Here is a 16,556-nt window from a genome sequence, read left to right on the forward strand (position 1 = left end):
GAAAAAGTCTAAATATCAGCCATGACTCGGACTTATTGTGGCGATCCACACTCCAGGGAGGTCCATCACCATCATGAAAGACGCCACTATCGCACTGCACCACGGCTTCACCTCAGACCCGACTACCAAAGCCGTGGCCGTGCCGATCTACCAGAATGTCGCCTTCGAATTCGACAACGCCCAGCACGGTGCCGACCTGTTCAACCTGGACGTGCCCGGCAATATCTACACGCGGATCATGAACCCCACCAATGACGTGCTGGAGCAGCGCATCGCCGCGCTCGAAGGCGGTATCGCAGGCCTGGCGGTGTCCGCCGGCAGCGCGGCGATCCACTATGCGATCCAGACGCTCACCCGCGCCGGAGACAATATCGTCACCACCCCGCAGCTTTACGGCGGCACCTACACCTTGTTTGCACACTTGCTGCCCAGTTTCGGCGTCGATGTACGCTTTGCCCGGGATGACTCCGCCGAAGCCATCGCCGAGCTGATCGACGACGACACCAAGCTGGTGTACTGCGAAAGCATCGGCAACCCGGCGGGCAACATCGTAGACCTGCAGGCCCTGGCCAAGGTCGCCCACGCGCGCGGCGTACCGCTGGTGGTGGACAACACCGTGGCCACGCCAATCCTGTGCAAACCCATCATGTTCGGCGCCGATATCGTGGTGCACTCGGTGACCAAGTACATCGGCGGCCACGGCAACTCCCTGGGCGGCGTGATCGTCGACAGCGGCAACTTCCCCTGGACCGACTACCCGCAGAAATTCCCCGGGCTCAACAACCCCGAGCCCGCCTATCACGGCGTGGTCTACACCGAAAAATTCGGCCCCGCCGCCTTCATCGCCCGCGCCCGCACCGTGCCACTGCGCAACACTGGCGCGGCATTGGCCCCGATGAACGCCTTCCTGCTGCTGCAAGGCCTGGAAACCCTGGCCCTGCGCATGGAACGCCACACTGAAAACGCCTTGAAAGTCGCGCAGTTCCTGCAAGGCCATGCCGAGGTAGAGTGGGTCAGTTACGCAGGCCTGCCGGGCCACCCGCACCACGAATTGGCGCAGAAGTACCTGCAAGGCAAACCCTCAGCGATCCTGTCCTTTGGCTTGAAAGGCGGCTATGAGGCCGGCGTGCGCTTCTATGACGCACTGCACATCTTCAAGCGCCTGGTGAACATCGGCGATGCCAAATCCCTGGCCTGCCACCCCGCCTCCACCACCCATCGGCAGATGAACGAACTGGAACAAGCCAAGGCCGGTGTGAAGCCGGAGATGATTCGCCTGTCGGTGGGCATCGAGGCCATTGAAGACCTGCTCGAAGATCTGCAGCAGGCGCTGGGCTCAACTCAGCTCTGAGGCCAGGTAGTCAGCCAGCGCTTCATGGCTGATATCCGACCGACGCGCAAAGTAGGCGACCTTGTGCTCCAAGGTCGTCGGCGCAAAAGCTGTGTAGAGGTCGGGGCGCTGCTCTTCGAGCCATTGCAACAGGTTACCGATCAGGGTTTGCGGCGATTGCTCCGCCAAGTGCTCCAGCAAAGGTGCCGGCACCCGCCACCATGGGCTGGCTTTGGCGGCAGTGACTGGGCCAGATGCCCCCGACAGTGGTTGGCCATTGATCAGGTAGCGCTGGAATACCGGCAATATTTCTTCACCCTGCTGTTGAAGGATCGGCAGAAACTGCGCCCCATCCCAAAAGCGCAAGAACACCTCCTGCCCATCGGCCAGGTACACCTTGGTCAGGCTTTGCAAGTGTGCGACCACCACGTCCAACGAGCTGGACGATACGGCCAGCCAACCCCAATCCGTAGCGTCAGTGGCGGCGGCCCATTCCAGGAACGCGCTCCCTGGATCGACGACGCCCACATAGGGCATCACCTCCTCCCAGGTCGCATAGGCCGTACCGGCCCAAACGGGATGCAAAGGCGCTCCGCTGGCCAGCGTTCGCCACGCATTCAAGGGCTCGGCGTCGCTGGCAGCGCCGAGTACTGCGAAGATCTTTTCACCAGCAAGCAAGGGTTGAAGCATCGACTTAGAGTCCTTCTAGATGGAAGTCAGGTGAGGTCGCACTGGCCGCTCCTGCAACGCTCGCACTCTTGGCAAAACGGTGCGCTGCGTTTCAGGCTGGCAACCTGCACGCGAGAAAGCGGAGCGGGGATCACTGCCAACAGTTTTGCCTTCACTCCCGGCATCAACGGCGCGGCTACAGCAGCGGGCCCACCGCCAGGCTGGATCGGTACGCTGCTGAAAATGCCGCCGGCAGACAGGGTGATCGACTGCCCACCCGCCTGAATCGTGACGGTCGCGCCCGCATCGATGACGATGCTTTGTCCTGCGCTTATCTGGATGGTCTGCCCGGCCCGCACCTGCTGCGAACCGCCCACCACCAGATGGTCGTCCTGCTTGAGCTCGGTCAGGCGGCTGCCATGGTTTATCCGCTGCTCTTCGCCCTGTACTTCATGGTGCGATTCGCCGTCCACCGTCACCCGATGGTCATGCAGCACATGCTGCGTCCAGTCCCGCTGGGCGCGCAGGTAGATTTCCTCGGCGCCCTTGCGATCCTCGATGCGCAGCTCGTTATAGCCACCACCCCCGGGGCTGCTCTGGCTGCGCAAGATGCTGCGGGTTTTGTCCGCTGGCAAATCGAGGGGCACCTGTGTTGCCGCATTGGGCAGGCAACCCATCACCAGCGGCATATCCGGGTCGCCATTGACGAAGCCCACCAGGACTTCCATGCCGACCCGCGGGATCAGTACCGAACCATAACGATCATGGGCCCAACCGCTGGCAACCCTCAGCCAGCAACTGGACTGATCGTTGCGTTCACCGGCGCGGTCCCAGGCGAATTGCACCTTGACCCGGCCGTATTCGTCGCAATGGATTTCACTGTCGGCGGGGCCCGTCACCACTGCGTTCTGGTAACCCGACATGGGCGGCCGCGCCATCAAGAGCGGTGTTCGAAACAGCACGTCCCAAGGCGTTACGACAAATTCATTGCGGTAGCCTTGAGAGGATTCATCGCCATACCCTTCAGGGGTAGATTCCTCAAACACCTGAGGTTGCCGCCCAACATGTTGCAACTGGGTGACCAGCCATAAGTCATTCCACTCCTGACGAGGGTGCCCAGCCATCTTCAGGAACTGTCCGGTGACCAACGCCGGTTGGTCGCTATGGCCGCTGGCCTGGCGGTAATCGCTGCGATGACGTTCCAACACGCGTTGCGCCAGGTACTTGCCACGCTCACGATCCACGAAGTGCCCTGGGTAACGCTGGTCGTTCAGCGTGGGTTGCTGCTGGCTGGAGACTGCGCTTTCCAACGTCAGGTTGGGCTTTTTGAAGTCGTAGTCCCGCAGGTTCACATCACTGGTGCGGGTCTTCAGCCGCAGCATAAAGCGCTTGATCGCAGGCCCATCGGCAACCATCCCGGAGCCGGGTGAATACGGCGTGGTGTGCTCCGGCCGCGCAAACACGCTCTGATCGTCGCCAAACACCAACAGGTGGCGCTCGGAGCTGTGCTGGAAGTGATAATGAATGCCCCATTCGGCACACAAGCGCTGAATGAATTCCAGGTCGGTTTCGCCAAACTGAACACAATACTCACACTCGGGATACTTGCCGCTCAGATGAAACGCGAAGGCATCAGCCTTGATGGCCTGGGCTTCCAATACCTGCGCAATGATCTGGGGCACTGTTTTTTTCTGGAAGATCCGCTGATGAGTGCTGTGCTCCAAATAAGCCAGCTGCGGCACCAGGGTGATCTGATAGCGCGTAAGGCGCCTGCCCGAATCGCCTTGGGCCACCCGGTACACCAGGCCATGAATGCCATGACCATTCGCGTCAAACCCCAGGAACGCCTGACGGTGCATCAAGCTCTCAAGGTCGAGGTCGGGTTGCTCGCTGACCAACTCCAGGTCAAAGCGAAAAGGCAGGCTGATGAACTCACTCCCCATGAATCCATGGACCTTGAATTCACTGGGCGCCCCATCGAGGGACAGGGTAAAGGCACTTTGATTGGCAGGAGCGAACATCCGGTGTTTCTCTGCGAGGGGTAAGGTGGCCGATTCTGCATCACGGCTGCCGTCATCCGAACACGCGCCGGACAAATCAGTAAAACCCTACAAGAACGCGTACGAATCCTCTCTGGGTCTGCGTAAAGCACACGCAAAAAAAGGCCCGCTATCCGTAGGAAGCGGGCCTTTCTTTCAACTCATCAGGCGCTTAACGCCCGGCGAATTACTTGTTGAGGTTGTAGTCTTTTTCCGCCGCATCAAAGCGCTCGACCATACCGGCAGTCGGTGCGCCCAGCTTGCTCACGAAGTAGATCGCGAGGCTGGCGAAGATGAAGCCTGGGATGATTTCGTACAGGCCCAGCAGCTCGAAGTGTTTCCACACGATCACGGTGATCGCGCCAACCAGGATACCGGCCAGTGCGCCGTTACGGGTCATGCCTTTCCAGATCACCGAGATCAGCACCACAGGACCGAACGCAGCGCCGAAACCGGCCCAGGCGTAGCTCACCAGGCCCAGTACGCGGTTGTTCGGGTTGGCGGCCAGGCCGATAGCGACCAGTGCCACCAGCAACACCATGGCACGACCGACCCACACCAGCTCAACCTGGGAGGCGGTCTTGCGCAGGAAGGTTTTGTAGAAGTCTTCGGTCAGGGCGCTGGAGCACACCAGCAACTGGCAGCTCAGGGTACTCATCACGGCGGCCAGGATAGCCGACAGCAGTACACCAGCAATCCATGGGTTGAACAGCAACTTGGCCAGCTCGATGAATACACGCTCGTGGTTTTCGGTCACGGGACCGGCCACTTCCGGGTGTGCCGAGAAGTAGGCGATACCGAAGAAACCCACCGCCACGGTGCCGCCCAGGCACAGGATCATCCAGGTCATGGAGATACGACGCGCCTTGGCAATCGACTTCACCGAGTCCGCCGCCATGAAACGCGCCAGGATATGCGGCTGGCCGAAGTAACCCAGGCCCCAGCCCATCAGCGAGATGATGCCGATGAAGCTGGTGTTCTTCAGCATGTTGAAGTTGTCAGGGTTCTTGGCTTCGATCGCCAGGAAGGTGGTGTCGACGCCACCGGTGGCCAGCAGCACGATGATCGGCGTGAGGATCAGCGCGAAAATCATCAGGGTGGCTTGTACGGTGTCGGTCCAGCTCACGGCCAGGAAACCACCGACGAAGGTGTAGGCAATGGTCGCCGCAGCACCGGCCCACAGGGCGGTCTCGTAGGACATGCCGAAGGTGCTTTCGAACAGACGGGCGCCGGCGACGATGCCAGAAGCGCAGTAAATGGTGAAGAACACCAGGATCACCACGGCGGAGATGATCCGCAGCAGGCCGCTTTTATCTTCGAAACGGCTGGAGAAGTAATCCGGCAGGGTCAGGGCGTCACCGTTGTGCTCGGTCTGGACCCGCAGGCGACCGGCGACGAACAGCCAGTTGAGGTAGGCGCCGACGATCAGGCCGATGGCGATCCAGCTTTCCGACAGGCCGGACATGTAGATCGCGCCCGGCAGGCCCATCAGCAACCAGCCGCTCATGTCGGAAGCGCCAGCCGACAAGGCAGTCACCACGCTACCGAGGCTGCGACCGCCCAGGATGTAATCGGAAAGGTTGTTGGTGGAGCGATAGGCCATGAAGCCGATCAGCACCATTGCTGCGATGTAGATCACGAACGTGATCAGGGTTGGATTACTAACGCTCATAAGAGTGACGCCCTGGCTTTGTTTTTATGTAGCGGCGGTCTGTCAGACGACCACCCACTGGAAGTAGGTAGACGTAGCTGCGTGCCGCGCATTTATGACTGACGTTTCCCCAGGAAAGCCGCCAGCCGATGAACCGAACCTCAGAGGTGGTTGCACCTTGGGCGCGAATGCTATTCAACAAAGCAAATAAGGTGCAACCAGTTTCGCGAGAATAAGTTGCACCTTGATGTGAAATGCGCAAAACACCCGGTTTTTGCTCCTTTTCGGAGCAAGAACAGCCGATCTCAGAAGCAAATGCACCAAGGCGAAGCGGATTCCGTCGAAGGCCGAATTTTTTCCCGACCACGATCGAAAAAATCATGAAGAAAATGGGTTGCACCCGGTTGCACCTCTGCATGCGCAAAGCTAATCTTGCCGCCAGCTGATGCCACTCGGTAGTGGCACCCATGAGGATAAGAAAATGGCTACGACCACCCTTGGGGTCAAACTTGACGACCCAACCCGCGAGCGCCTCAAGGCCGCCGCGACCTCCATTGATCGCACGCCGCACTGGCTGATCAAGCAGGCAATTTTCAATTACCTGGAGAAGCTGGAGGGTGGTGCAACCCTGACCGAACTCAATGGTTTGAGCAGCAAGGACGCTGACGACGCTGGCGAGGTCCAGACCGACCACGCCCACCAGTGCTTCCTTGAATTCGCCGAAAGCATCCTGCCGCAATCCGTGCTGCGCGCGTCGATCACTGCTGCTTACCGTCGCCCCGAGCCGGAAGTGGTGCCGATGCTGATCGAACAGGCCCGCCTGCCGGCGCCGATGGCCGAAGCCACCAACAAGCTGGCTGCCTCGATTGCCGAAAAACTGCGTAACCAGAAGAGTGCCGGTGGCCGTGCCGGGATTGTTCAGGGCCTGCTGCAAGAGTTTTCCCTGTCGTCCCAGGAAGGCGTGGCGCTGATGTGCCTGGCCGAAGCGCTGCTGCGCATCCCGGACAAAGGCACCCGCGACGCACTGATCCGCGACAAGATCAGCACCGGCAACTGGCAGCCGCACTTGGGCAACAGCCCGTCGCTGTTCGTCAACGCCGCCACCTGGGGCCTGCTGCTGACCGGCAAACTGGTCGCCACCCACAACGAAGCCGGCCTCACCTCGTCCCTGAGCCGCATCATCGGCAAGAGCGGCGAGCCGATGATCCGCAAGGGCGTCGACATGGCCATGCGCCTGATGGGCGAGCAGTTCGTCACCGGTGAAACCATCGCCGAGGCCCTGGCCAACGCGAGCAAGTTCGAAGCCAAGGGCTTCCGCTATTCCTACGACATGCTCGGTGAAGCCGCGCTGACTGAACACGATGCGCAGAAGTACCTGGCCTCGTACGAACAAGCCATTCACTCCATCGGCAAAGCCTCCCACGGCCGTGGGATTTATGAAGGCCCGGGCATTTCCATCAAGCTGTCGGCGCTGCACCCGCGCTACAGCCGTGCGCAGTATGAGCGCGTGATGGACGAGCTGTACCCGCGCCTGCTGTCCCTGACCCTGCTGGCCAAGCAATACGACATCGGTTTGAACATCGACGCCGAAGAAGCCGACCGCCTGGAGCTGTCCCTGGACCTGCTCGAGCGCCTGTGCTTCGAGCCACAACTGACCGGCTGGAACGGCATCGGTTTCGTGATCCAGGCCTACCAGAAGCGTTGCCCGTATGTGATCGACTACGTCATCGACCTGGCGCGCCGCAGCCGCCACCGCCTGATGATCCGCCTGGTAAAAGGCGCGTACTGGGACAGCGAAATCAAGCGCGCCCAGGTCGAAGGCCTGGAAGGCTACCCGGTGTACACCCGCAAGGTGTACACCGACGTTTCCTACATTGCCTGCGCACGCAAACTGCTGTCGGTGCCGGAAGTCATCTACCCGCAGTTCGCCACGCACAACGCCCACACACTGTCGGCCATCTACCATATCGCCGGTCAGAACTATTACCCCGGCCAGTACGAGTTCCAGTGCCTGCACGGCATGGGTGAACCGCTGTACGAGCAGGTGGTGGGCAAGGTTGCCGATGGCAAGCTGAACCGCCCGTGCCGTGTGTATGCACCGGTCGGCACCCATGAAACGCTGCTGGCCTACCTGGTCCGTCGCCTGCTGGAAAACGGCGCGAACACCTCGTTCGTCAACCGCATCGCCGACCAATCCATCTCGATCCAGGAGCTGGTGGCCGATCCAGTGGCCAGCATCGAGCAAATGGCCACGCTGGAAGGCGGCTTCGGCCTGCCGCACCCGCGTATTCCATTGCCGCGCGACCTGTACGGCAGCGACCGCGCCAACTCGGCCGGTATCGACCTGGCCAACGAACATCGCCTGGCATCGCTGTCCTGCGCGCTGCTGGCCACCGCTCACAACAACTGGAAAGCCGCGCCAATGCTCGGTTGCGCCTCAAGCGAGCAAGCGGCGGCGCCGGTGCTGAACCCGTCCGACCTGCGTGATGTAGTCGGTCATGTGCAAGAAGCCACTGTCGAAGACGTCGACAACGCGATCCAATGCGCCATCAGTGCCGGTCCGATCTGGCAGGCCACCCCGCCCGCCGAGCGCGCCGCCATCCTGGAGCGCGCCGCCGACCTGATGGAAGGCGAGATCCAGCCACTGATGGGCCTGCTGGCCCGCGAGGCCGGCAAGACCTTCGCCAACGCCATCGCCGAAGTGCGTGAAGCCGTGGACTTCCTGCGCTACTACGCGGTGCAGGCACGCAACGACTTCACCAATGACGCCCACCGTCCACTGGGCCCGGTGGTCTGCATCAGCCCGTGGAACTTCCCGTTGGCGATTTTCAGCGGTCAGGTCGCCGCCGCGCTCGCCGCTGGTAACCCGGTGCTGGCCAAGCCCGCCGAGCAAACCCCGCTGGTCGCTGCACAAGCTGTGCGCATCTTGCTGGAAGCCGGCATTCCGCAAGGCGTGCTGCAACTGCTGCCAGGCCAGGGTGAAACCGTCGGTGCCCGCCTGGTGGGTGATGATCGCGTCAAAGGCGTGATGTTCACCGGCTCCACCGAAGTGGCGCGCCTGCTGCAACGCAACGTCGCCGGACGCCTGGATGCCCAGGGCCGTCCGATCCCGCTGATCGCCGAAACCGGCGGCCAGAACGCGATGATCGTCGACTCCTCGGCACTGACCGAACAAGTCGTGATCGACGTGGTTTCGTCGGCCTTCGACAGCGCCGGCCAGCGTTGCTCGGCCCTGCGTGTACTGTGCCTGCAGGAAGATTCGGCAGACCGCGTGATCGAAATGCTCAAGGGGGCCATGGCGGAATGCCGCCTGGGCAACCCGGAGCGTCTGTCGGTGGATATCGGCCCGGTGATCGACGCCGAAGCCAAGGCCGGCATCGAGAAACACATCCAGGCCATGCGCGACAAAGGCCGCAATGTGTACCAGGTGGCGATTGCCGATGGTGAAGAGATCAAGCGCGGCACCTTCGTGATGCCAACCCTGATCGAGCTGGAAAGCTTCGACGAACTGCAACGCGAGATCTTTGGTCCGGTGCTGCACGTGGTGCGCTACAAGCGCAAAGAGATCGACCAGCTCATCGGCCAGATCAACGCTTCCGGCTATGGCCTGACCCTGGGCGTGCACACCCGCATCGACGAGACCATCGCCAAGGTGATCGACAACGTCCATGCCGGTAACGTCTATGTGAACCGCAACATCGTCGGCGCCGTGGTTGGCGTGCAACCGTTCGGCGGCGAAGGCCTGTCGGGCACTGGCCCGAAAGCCGGCGGCCCGCTGTACCTGTACCGCCTGCTGTCGACCCGTCCTACGGATGCCATCGAGCAATCCTTCGTACGCGGCGACGCACTGGCCGCACCGGATGTTCGTTTGCGCGATGCCATGAGCCAACCGCTGACCGCCCTCAAAACCTGGGCCGACAGCAATCAGTCCAGCGACCTGAGCGCCTTGTGCCGCCAGTTCGCCGCGCAATCGCAAAGCGGTATCACCCGCCAACTGGCCGGCCCGACCGGCGAGCGCAACAGCTACGCCATCCTGCCCCGCGAGCACGTACTGTGCCTGGCGGACGTGGAAGCTGATCTGTTGACGCAACTGGCGGCAGTGCTGGCCGTAGGTGGTTCGGCGGTATGGCCGGAAACCGACCAGACCAAGGCCTTGTTCCCACGCCTGCCGAAGGAGATTCAGGCGAAGATCAAGCGCGTGGCTGACTGGACCAAGGACGAAGTGGTATTCGACGCAGTTCTGCACCACGGCGATTCCGACCAGTTGCGTGCGGTGTGCCAGCAAGTGGCGCAGCGTGGTGGCGCGATTGTCGGGGTGCATGGTTTGTCGCAGGGCGAGACGGCGATTGCGCTGGAGCGGTTGGTGATCGAACGGGCGTTGAGTGTTAACACTGCTGCGGCGGGCGGTAACGCCAGCCTGATGACCATCGGCTAACTGCCTGACGAAATGCGGTAAAAAATGTGGGAGGGGGCTTGCTCCCGATAGCGGTGGATCGGCCAATGCACTTGGTGACTGACACATCGCCACCGGGGTCAAGCCCCCTCCCACATTTGCCTGTGCATCACCCAAATCAATCTTGCTATCCAGCCTCTATTCGCGCACTTAGACTCAGGCAAACTCCTCCATAGGTAATCCGCCATGTCCGAGACGCTGCTCAGTTCCCGTAATCTGGCTTTCGAGCTGTATGAAGTCCTCGATGCCGAGGGCCTGACCCAGCGCGAGCGGTTTGCCGAGCACAATCGCGAAACCTTCGATGCGGCCATCAGCACCGCCCGCAGCATTGCGGAAAAATACTTCGCCCCCCACAACCGCAAGAACGACGAGAACGAACCGCGCTACGAAGACGGCAAGGCCATCTTGATTCCGGAGGTCAAACCAGCGGTGGATGCGTTCCTCGAAGCGGGCTTCCTCAACGCCGCACGCAATTTCGACGCCGGTGGCATGCAACTGCCCACACTGCTTTCACAAGCCTGTTTCGCGCACTTCCAATCGGCGAACGCGGCGTCCACCTCCTACCCGTTCCTGACCATGGGTGCCGCCAACCTGATCGAAAGCTTTGGCACCGACGATCAGAAGCAACGCTTTTTGCAACCGATGATCGATGGCCGTTTCTTCGGCACCATGGCACTCACCGAACCCCACGCCGGCTCATCGCTGTCGGATATTCGTACCCGCGCAGAGCCAGCGGCTGACGGTACCTATCGACTCAAGGGCAACAAAATCTTCATCTCCGGCGGCGACCACCCGCTGTCAGAAAACATCGTGCACATGGTGCTGGCCAAGCTGCCGGACGCGCCCGCGGGAGTGAAGGGCATTTCGCTGTTTATCGTGCCCAAGTTCCTGGTCAACGACGATGGCAGCCTGGGCGAGCGCAACGATGTGTTGCTTGCCGGGCTGTTCCACAAGATGGGCTGGCGCGGTACCACCTCCACGGCGTTGAATTTCGGCGATAACGGCAACTGTGTCGGCTATCTGGTGGGCAAACCGCACCAGGGATTGAGTTGCATGTTCCAGATGATGAACGAGGCGCGTATTGGCGTCGGCATGGGGGCGGTGATGCTCGGTTACGCCGGTTACCTCTATTCCCTGGAGTACGCCCGCGAGCGCCCTCAAGGTCGCCTGCCGGACAGCAAGGATCCCACGACTGCACCGGTCTCGATCATCCAGCACGCCGACATCAAGCGCATGCTGCTGACGCAAAAGTCCTACGTGGAAGGCGCCTTCGACCTGGGCCTCTACGCCGCACGCCTGTTCGACGACACCACCACCCTGGAAACCGAAGACGCGCGCAAACAGGCCCACGAACTGCTGGACCTGCTGACCCCCATCGTCAAATCCTGGCCGTCGGAGTTCTGCCTCAAGGCCAACGAACTGGCGATCCAGATTCTCGGCGGCCACGGCTACACCCGTGAATACCCGGTGGAGCAGTACTACCGCGATAACCGCCTGAACCCGATCCATGAAGGCACCCATGGCATTCAGTCCCTGGATTTGCTCGGACGCAAGCTGGCACAGAATGGCGGCGCGGGCTTGAAGCAACTCATCCGGCTGATCGCCGAAACCGGCGCCCGTGCGCAGCAATACCCAAGCCTCACTGCGCTAAGGGAACCGTTGGAGCAGTTGGTAAACCGCCTGCAAAGCGTGACCATCGGCCTGCTGACGGATCTCGCCCAGGGCAAGGTCAACAGCAGCCTGGCGAATTCGGCGCTGTACTTGAAGGTGTTCGGGCATACGGTGATTGGCTGGCGTTGGCTGGAACAGGCCATTCGTGCCGAAGAAGGCTTGGCCAAGGGCAACGCGGCCGATGTGGCCTTCTATAAAGGCAAGCTCCAGGCCGCCCGGTACTTCCTGACCTGGGAAGTACCGGGCTGCCATCATGAACTGGCGATTCTGGAGGCACGCGATGATACGTGCCTCGGGATGCAGGATGAGTGGTTCTAAGGCGTTCCGATCGCCTTGGAAATCACATCGACCGTGGCGCTGACTTGCTCTTGGTAACGGTCGAGTTCCTGCTGGTGAGCCTGCTGCATTTCGATCTGCTCGGCGCACAGGTTCAGAGCCGCCAGCACCAGTAATTTGTCACCGATCAGGGTCGGGTACTTTTTCTTGGTGGTGGCCAGGGAGGCCTTGAGCAGGGTCACGGCGTGCATCAGGGTTTTATCTTCCCCAGGCGGGGCCTTGATCGAGTAATCCTCTCCGAGAATCGAAACGACCTTTATCCCTTCACTCATGCGCTGACAGGCCCTGCACTCACACGCTCAACCAGCGCCTGGATACGCGCGGCAGTGGCACCGTGCTTCTCTTCCTGTTCCATCAGGTTCAGTTGCAGGCTGTCGTTATCATCCTTGGCGCGGGCCAGTTCGGCCTTGAGGGATTCGTTGCTGCCCAGCAGGTCCTGATTCTGCTGTACGAGGTCACTGACCAGTTGTTCCAATTGGCTGAGGGATGCTTCTAACATTTTGATTTCTCGGGCTTTTTCAAAGGGCGGTGACGATAAAGAAAATTCACCTCGGATGCCAGGGTTATCCCCGGCGCGCAGCCCGATTTTTAAGGGCCGGGCCGCACTTTCGAGCCTTAGTGACTGCATTTACCCGATCTGGTTCCTGAATCGAGCAAACCCCTCGTCAGGTGCGACAAAAACGCACAGCGCCCTTTAGACTTTAGTCGTACGACCGATAGAGAGGGACACTCCGTTTCATGGCCGCATGGATCGCGCTCTCCCCCAGGATTCCCGCATGTCGCTTCGTAATATGAATATCGCTCCTAGGGCCTTCCTCGGCTTCGCGTTTATTGGTGCGCTGATGTTGTTTCTCGGTGTGTTCGCGCTGAACCAGATGAGCAAGATCCGCGGCGCCACCGAAGACATCACCCTGTCCAGCGTGCCGAGCATTCGCGCCCTGGATGAGTTCACCCAACTGACCCTGCGGCTGCGGGTGCTGTCGTACCGCCTGCTGACCAACCGCGAGCCGGACGTGCAGCAAAAGACCCTGGAAGCCTTCGAACTGCGCAACCAGCAGATCCGCACCGCCCAGGGCATCTACGAAAAACTCATCGAAAGCCCTGAAGAACGCTCGACCTACGACGAATACGTTCGCCTGCTCGGCCAGTACCACCAGATTGAAGAGCGCATGAAGAGCCTGTCGCGGGCCAACCAGGTGGAAGAATTGCGCAGCCTGCTCAACACCGAACTGCTGAGCAACTCCGAACAGGTCAACGCCGTGCTCACGCGCCTGCTGGACCTCAACAACAAGATGGCCCTGGAGACCAATAAGGAAGCCGAGGACCAATACAACATGGCCTTCAACTTGGTGGTAAGCCTGTTGGCGGTCGCCACCCTGCTGACCCTGTTGTTCGCCTGGCTGCTGACCCGCAGCATCACCCTACCCATTTCCCAGGCGTTGGAAGCCGCGGAAGAAGTGGCCGAAGGCAACCTGACCCGCCCGATCAAGGTCGACGGCAACGACGAAGCCGGGCGCCTGCTGGCGGCCATGGCCAAGATGCAGGACAAACTGCGTGACACCCTGCAACGCATCGCCGGCTCCGCCACCCAGTTGGCCTCGGCCGCCGAAGAGTTGAACGCGGTCACCGACGAAAGCGCCCGTGGCCTGACCCAGCAAAACAACGAAATCGAACAAGCCGCCACGGCGGTGAATGAGATGACCAGCGCCGTCGAAGAAGTGGCCCGCAATGCGGTGAGCACCTCCGAAGCGTCGCGCAACGCCACCACTTCCGCCGGTGATGGCCGTGACCTGGTACAGGAAACCGTCAGCGCCATCGAACGCATGAGCGGTGACGTGCAAGCCACCGCGACCCTGATTGGCGACCTGGCCAATGAGTCCCGCGATATCGGCAAGGTGCTCGACGTGATCCGTGGCCTGGCTGACCAGACCAACCTGCTGGCGCTGAACGCGGCGATTGAAGCGGCGCGCGCCGGTGAGGCCGGTCGCGGTTTTGCTGTAGTGGCCGATGAAGTGCGGGCATTGGCCCATCGCACCCAACAGTCGACCAGCGAAATCGAGCGGATGATCGGCAGTATCCAGGCCGGCACCGAGCACGCGGTGGATTCGATGCGCAACAGCACCGAACGCGCCGAATCGACGCTGAACATCGCCAAAGGCGCCGGAATGTCGCTGGATACCATCAATACCGCGATTGTGGAGATCAACGAGCGCAACCTGGTGATCGCCAGCGCGGCGGAAGAGCAGGCGCAAGTGGCGCGGGAAGTGGACCGCAACCTGGTGAACATCCGTGATTTGTCGGTGCAGTCGGCCACCGGCGCCAGCCAGACGAGTGCGGCGAGTAATGAGTTGTCGCGCCTGGCGGTGGACTTGAACGGCATGGTCGGCCGCTTCCGCCTCTAACTGACACACCTGATTCAAATAATGTAGGAGGGGGCTTGCCCCCGATTGCGATGGTTCAGCTACAGATAAGTTGGCTGACAGGCCGCCATCGGGGGCAAGCCCCCTCCCACATTTAGATCTACGCCTGTCTTTAAAAGCTTTTTGACAGCGCAGCAATTCAACAGGTTAGAATCGCTGGCACGCAGACTGCATGGTCAGTTTGCGCCCCGTCTTGTTTGCCCATGGAGTACTGCCTTTGAATGCGACGACCATCAACAGCCTGTTCCTGATCGGCGCGTTGCTGGTAAGTGCGAGCATTCTGGTGAGTTCTCTTTCGTCCCGCCTGGGGATCCCGATCCTGGTGATCATCCTGGCCGTGGGCATGGTCGCCGGCGTCGATGGCGGCGGCATCATCTTCGATAACTACCCAACCGCCTACCTGGTGGGCAACCTCGCCTTGGCCGTAATCCTGCTCGATGGCGGTTTGCGCACACGGGTGGCGAGTTTCCGCGTGGCACTCTGGCCGGCGTTGTCGCTGGCCACGGTGGGGGTGTTGATTACCACCGGCCTCACCGGCATGGCGGCGGCCTGGCTGTTTGATCTCAATATCATCCAAGGCCTGCTGATTGGCGCGATTGTCGGCTCCACGGACGCCGCAGCGGTGTTCTCGCTGCTCGGCGGCAAAGGCCTGAACGAACGGGTCACCGCCAGCCTGGAAATCGAATCCGGCAGCAACGACCCGATGGCGGTATTCCTCACCGTCACCCTGATCGACATGCTCGCCAGCGGCCAGACCGGCCTGCACTGGAGCCTGCTGACTCACCTGGTGCGCGAATTCGGCATCGGCGGCATCGTCGGCCTGGGCGGCGGCTGGTTGATGCTGCAGATGGTCAACCGCATCAACCTGGCCACCGGCCTGTACCCGATCCTGGTGATCGCCGGCGGCCTGTTCGTGTTCGCCGTGACCAACGCCCTGCACGGCAGTGGCTTCCTCGCCGTGTACCTGTGCGGCCTGGTGATCGGCAACCGCCCGGTGCGCAGCCGTCATGGCATTCTGCATATGCTCGATGGCATGGCCTGGCTGGCGCAGATCGGCATGTTCCTGGTGCTGGGCCTGCTGGTCACGCCCCATGACTTGTTGCCGATTGCCCTGCCGGCCCTGGGCCTGGCGCTGTGGATGATCCTGTTTGCGCGACCGTTGTCGGTGATGGTCGGCCTGCTGCCCTTCAAAGCGTTCCATGGCCGCGAAAAAGCCTTTATCGCCTGGGTGGGCTTGCGCGGCGCGGTACCGATCATTCTGGCGGTGTTCCCGCTGATGGCCGGCTTGCCCCATGCGCAGCTGTATTTCAACCTGGCGTTCTTTATCGTGCTGGTGTCGCTGCTGGTGCAGGGCACGAGCCTGCCGTGGGTGGCCAAGCTGCTCAAGGTCACCGTCCCGCCGGACCCGGCGCCGATTTCCCGCGCAGCCCTGGAAGTGCACGTCACCAGCGAGTGGGAGCTGTTCGTCTACCGCCTGGGCGCGGAAAAATGGTGCATCGGCGCCGCCCTGCGCGAGCTGAAAATGCCCGAAGGCACGCGGATTGCCGCGCTGTTCCGTGGCCAGCAACTGCTCCATCCGTCGGGTAGTACCGTGCTGGAAGTCGGCGATTTACTCTGCGTGATCGGCCACGAACACAACCTGCCGGCCCTAGGCAAACTGTTCAGCCAGGCGCCGCAACGCGGTCTGGATTTGCGCTTCTTCGGCGACTTCGTGCTGGAAGGCGACGCCCAATTGGGCGCAGTGTCGGCCCTGTACGGCCTGAAGCTGGAGGGTATCGACCCGGACATGCCGCTGAGCAGCTTCATCACCCAGAAAGTCGGGGGCGCGCCCATCGTCGGCGACCAGGTGGAGTGGAACAACACCATCTGGACTGTCGCGGTCATGGACGGGAACAAGATCGGCAAAGTGGGCGTCAGATTCCCCGAAGGAAGTCGCCCGGGCCCCGGACTCTTCCTCTAAACTGCGGGGCGACGACGCCCCCGATTC

General features: G+C 61.3%; 10 protein-coding genes and 2 pseudogenes. 6 read left to right on the top strand and 6 right to left on the bottom strand.

The window, feature by feature from the left end:
* The first annotated feature begins 73 nt into the window (after positions 1-73).
* Positions 74-1,351 carry an O-acetylhomoserine aminocarboxypropyltransferase/cysteine synthase family protein gene (locus NL123_RS28220; RefSeq protein WP_494356785.1) on the top strand — a complete coding sequence of 426 codons (1,278 nt, stop codon included), beginning with the start codon at positions 74-76 and terminating at the stop codon, positions 1,349-1,351.
* Here NL123_RS28220 and NL123_RS28225 read toward each other — a convergent pair.
* The 4 genes from NL123_RS28225 to NL123_RS28240 form a co-directional block, all read right to left on the bottom strand.
* Positions 1,337-2,020, bottom strand: a complete 684-nt coding sequence (locus tag NL123_RS28225) for a DUF4123 domain-containing protein (RefSeq protein ID WP_248485808.1) — start codon at positions 2,018-2,020, stop codon at positions 1,337-1,339. The two genes, NL123_RS28220 and NL123_RS28225, sit on opposite strands and share 15 nt — an antisense overlap.
* 26 nt (positions 2,021-2,046) lie before the next feature.
* Positions 2,047-4,020: a type VI secretion system Vgr family protein gene (locus tag NL123_RS28230; protein WP_494356786.1), complete on the bottom strand. Its 1,974-nt coding sequence runs from the start codon at positions 4,018-4,020 to the stop codon at positions 2,047-2,049.
* A gap of 205 nt (positions 4,021-4,225) precedes the next feature.
* Positions 4,226-5,710 (bottom strand): sodium/proline symporter PutP, encoded by a 1,485-nt coding sequence (gene putP, locus NL123_RS28235; RefSeq protein WP_058423520.1) that lies wholly within the window; start codon positions 5,708-5,710, stop codon positions 4,226-4,228.
* Positions 5,700-6,089, bottom strand: coding sequence for a hypothetical protein (locus NL123_RS28240; RefSeq protein WP_248485806.1), 390 nt, complete (start codon positions 6,087-6,089; stop codon positions 5,700-5,702). Before NL123_RS28240 ends, putP begins: the two co-directional genes overlap by 11 nt.
* A gap of 81 nt (positions 6,090-6,170) precedes the next feature.
* Here NL123_RS28240 and putA point away from each other — a divergent pair, with 81 nt between their 5' ends.
* Positions 6,171-10,124 (top strand): trifunctional transcriptional regulator/proline dehydrogenase/L-glutamate gamma-semialdehyde dehydrogenase, encoded by a 3,954-nt coding sequence (gene putA, locus NL123_RS28245; protein WP_494356787.1) that lies wholly within the window; start codon positions 6,171-6,173, stop codon positions 10,122-10,124.
* Between the two features lie 204 nt (positions 10,125-10,328).
* Positions 10,329-12,131 (top strand): acyl-CoA dehydrogenase, encoded by a 1,803-nt coding sequence (locus tag NL123_RS28250; RefSeq protein WP_494356788.1) that lies wholly within the window; start codon positions 10,329-10,331, stop codon positions 12,129-12,131.
* Here the strand turns inward: NL123_RS28250 and NL123_RS28255 are convergent.
* Positions 12,128-12,421: a cell division protein ZapA gene (locus NL123_RS28255; protein ID WP_071492333.1), complete on the bottom strand. Its 294-nt coding sequence runs from the start codon at positions 12,419-12,421 to the stop codon at positions 12,128-12,130. The two genes, NL123_RS28250 and NL123_RS28255, sit on opposite strands and share 4 nt — an antisense overlap.
* On the bottom strand, positions 12,418-12,648 hold the full coding sequence (locus NL123_RS28260; protein ID WP_494356789.1) for a hypothetical protein: 231 nt from the start codon (positions 12,646-12,648) through the stop codon (positions 12,418-12,420). Before NL123_RS28260 ends, NL123_RS28255 begins: the two co-directional genes overlap by 4 nt.
* Before the next feature lie 343 nt (positions 12,649-12,991).
* On the opposite strand from NL123_RS28260, the pseudogene NL123_RS28265 reads away from it, so the two are divergent.
* From NL123_RS28265 to NL123_RS28275, 3 genes and pseudogenes are all read left to right on the top strand, one after another.
* Positions 12,992-13,648 (top strand): annotated as a pseudogene (locus tag NL123_RS28265) (MCP four helix bundle domain-containing protein); the annotation flags it as partial.
* Positions 13,649-13,951: 303 nt separating this feature from the next.
* Positions 13,952-14,551, top strand: a pseudogene (locus tag NL123_RS28270) (methyl-accepting chemotaxis protein); the annotation flags it as partial.
* Between the two features lie 235 nt (positions 14,552-14,786).
* Complete coding sequence (locus NL123_RS28275) at positions 14,787-16,529, top strand: potassium/proton antiporter (RefSeq protein WP_058423526.1); 1,743 nt, start codon at positions 14,787-14,789, stop codon at positions 16,527-16,529.
* Positions 16,530-16,556: the final 27 nt, after the last annotated feature.

The organism is Pseudomonas sp. FBCC-B1565 (assembly GCF_059133265.1).

Excerpts from the sequence above, each read along its gene's own strand:
- NL123_RS28220 (WP_494356785.1), top strand. The coding sequence starts at position 74 with ATGAAAGACGCCACTATCGCACTGCACCACGGCTTCACCTCAGACCCG.
- NL123_RS28225 (WP_248485808.1), bottom strand. The coding sequence starts at position 2,020 with ATGCTTCAACCCTTGCTTGCTGGTGAAAAGATCTTCGCAGTACTCGGC.
- NL123_RS28230 (WP_494356786.1), bottom strand. The coding sequence starts at position 4,020 with ATGTTCGCTCCTGCCAATCAAAGTGCCTTTACCCTGTCCCTCGATGGG.
- putP (WP_058423520.1), bottom strand. The coding sequence starts at position 5,710 with ATGAGCGTTAGTAATCCAACCCTGATCACGTTCGTGATCTACATCGCA.
- putA (WP_494356787.1), top strand. The coding sequence starts at position 6,171 with ATGGCTACGACCACCCTTGGGGTCAAACTTGACGACCCAACCCGCGAG.
- NL123_RS28250 (WP_494356788.1), top strand. The coding sequence starts at position 10,329 with ATGTCCGAGACGCTGCTCAGTTCCCGTAATCTGGCTTTCGAGCTGTAT.
- NL123_RS28255 (WP_071492333.1), bottom strand. The coding sequence starts at position 12,421 with ATGAGTGAAGGGATAAAGGTCGTTTCGATTCTCGGAGAGGATTACTCG.
- NL123_RS28260 (WP_494356789.1), bottom strand. The coding sequence starts at position 12,648 with ATGTTAGAAGCATCCCTCAGCCAATTGGAACAACTGGTCAGTGACCTC.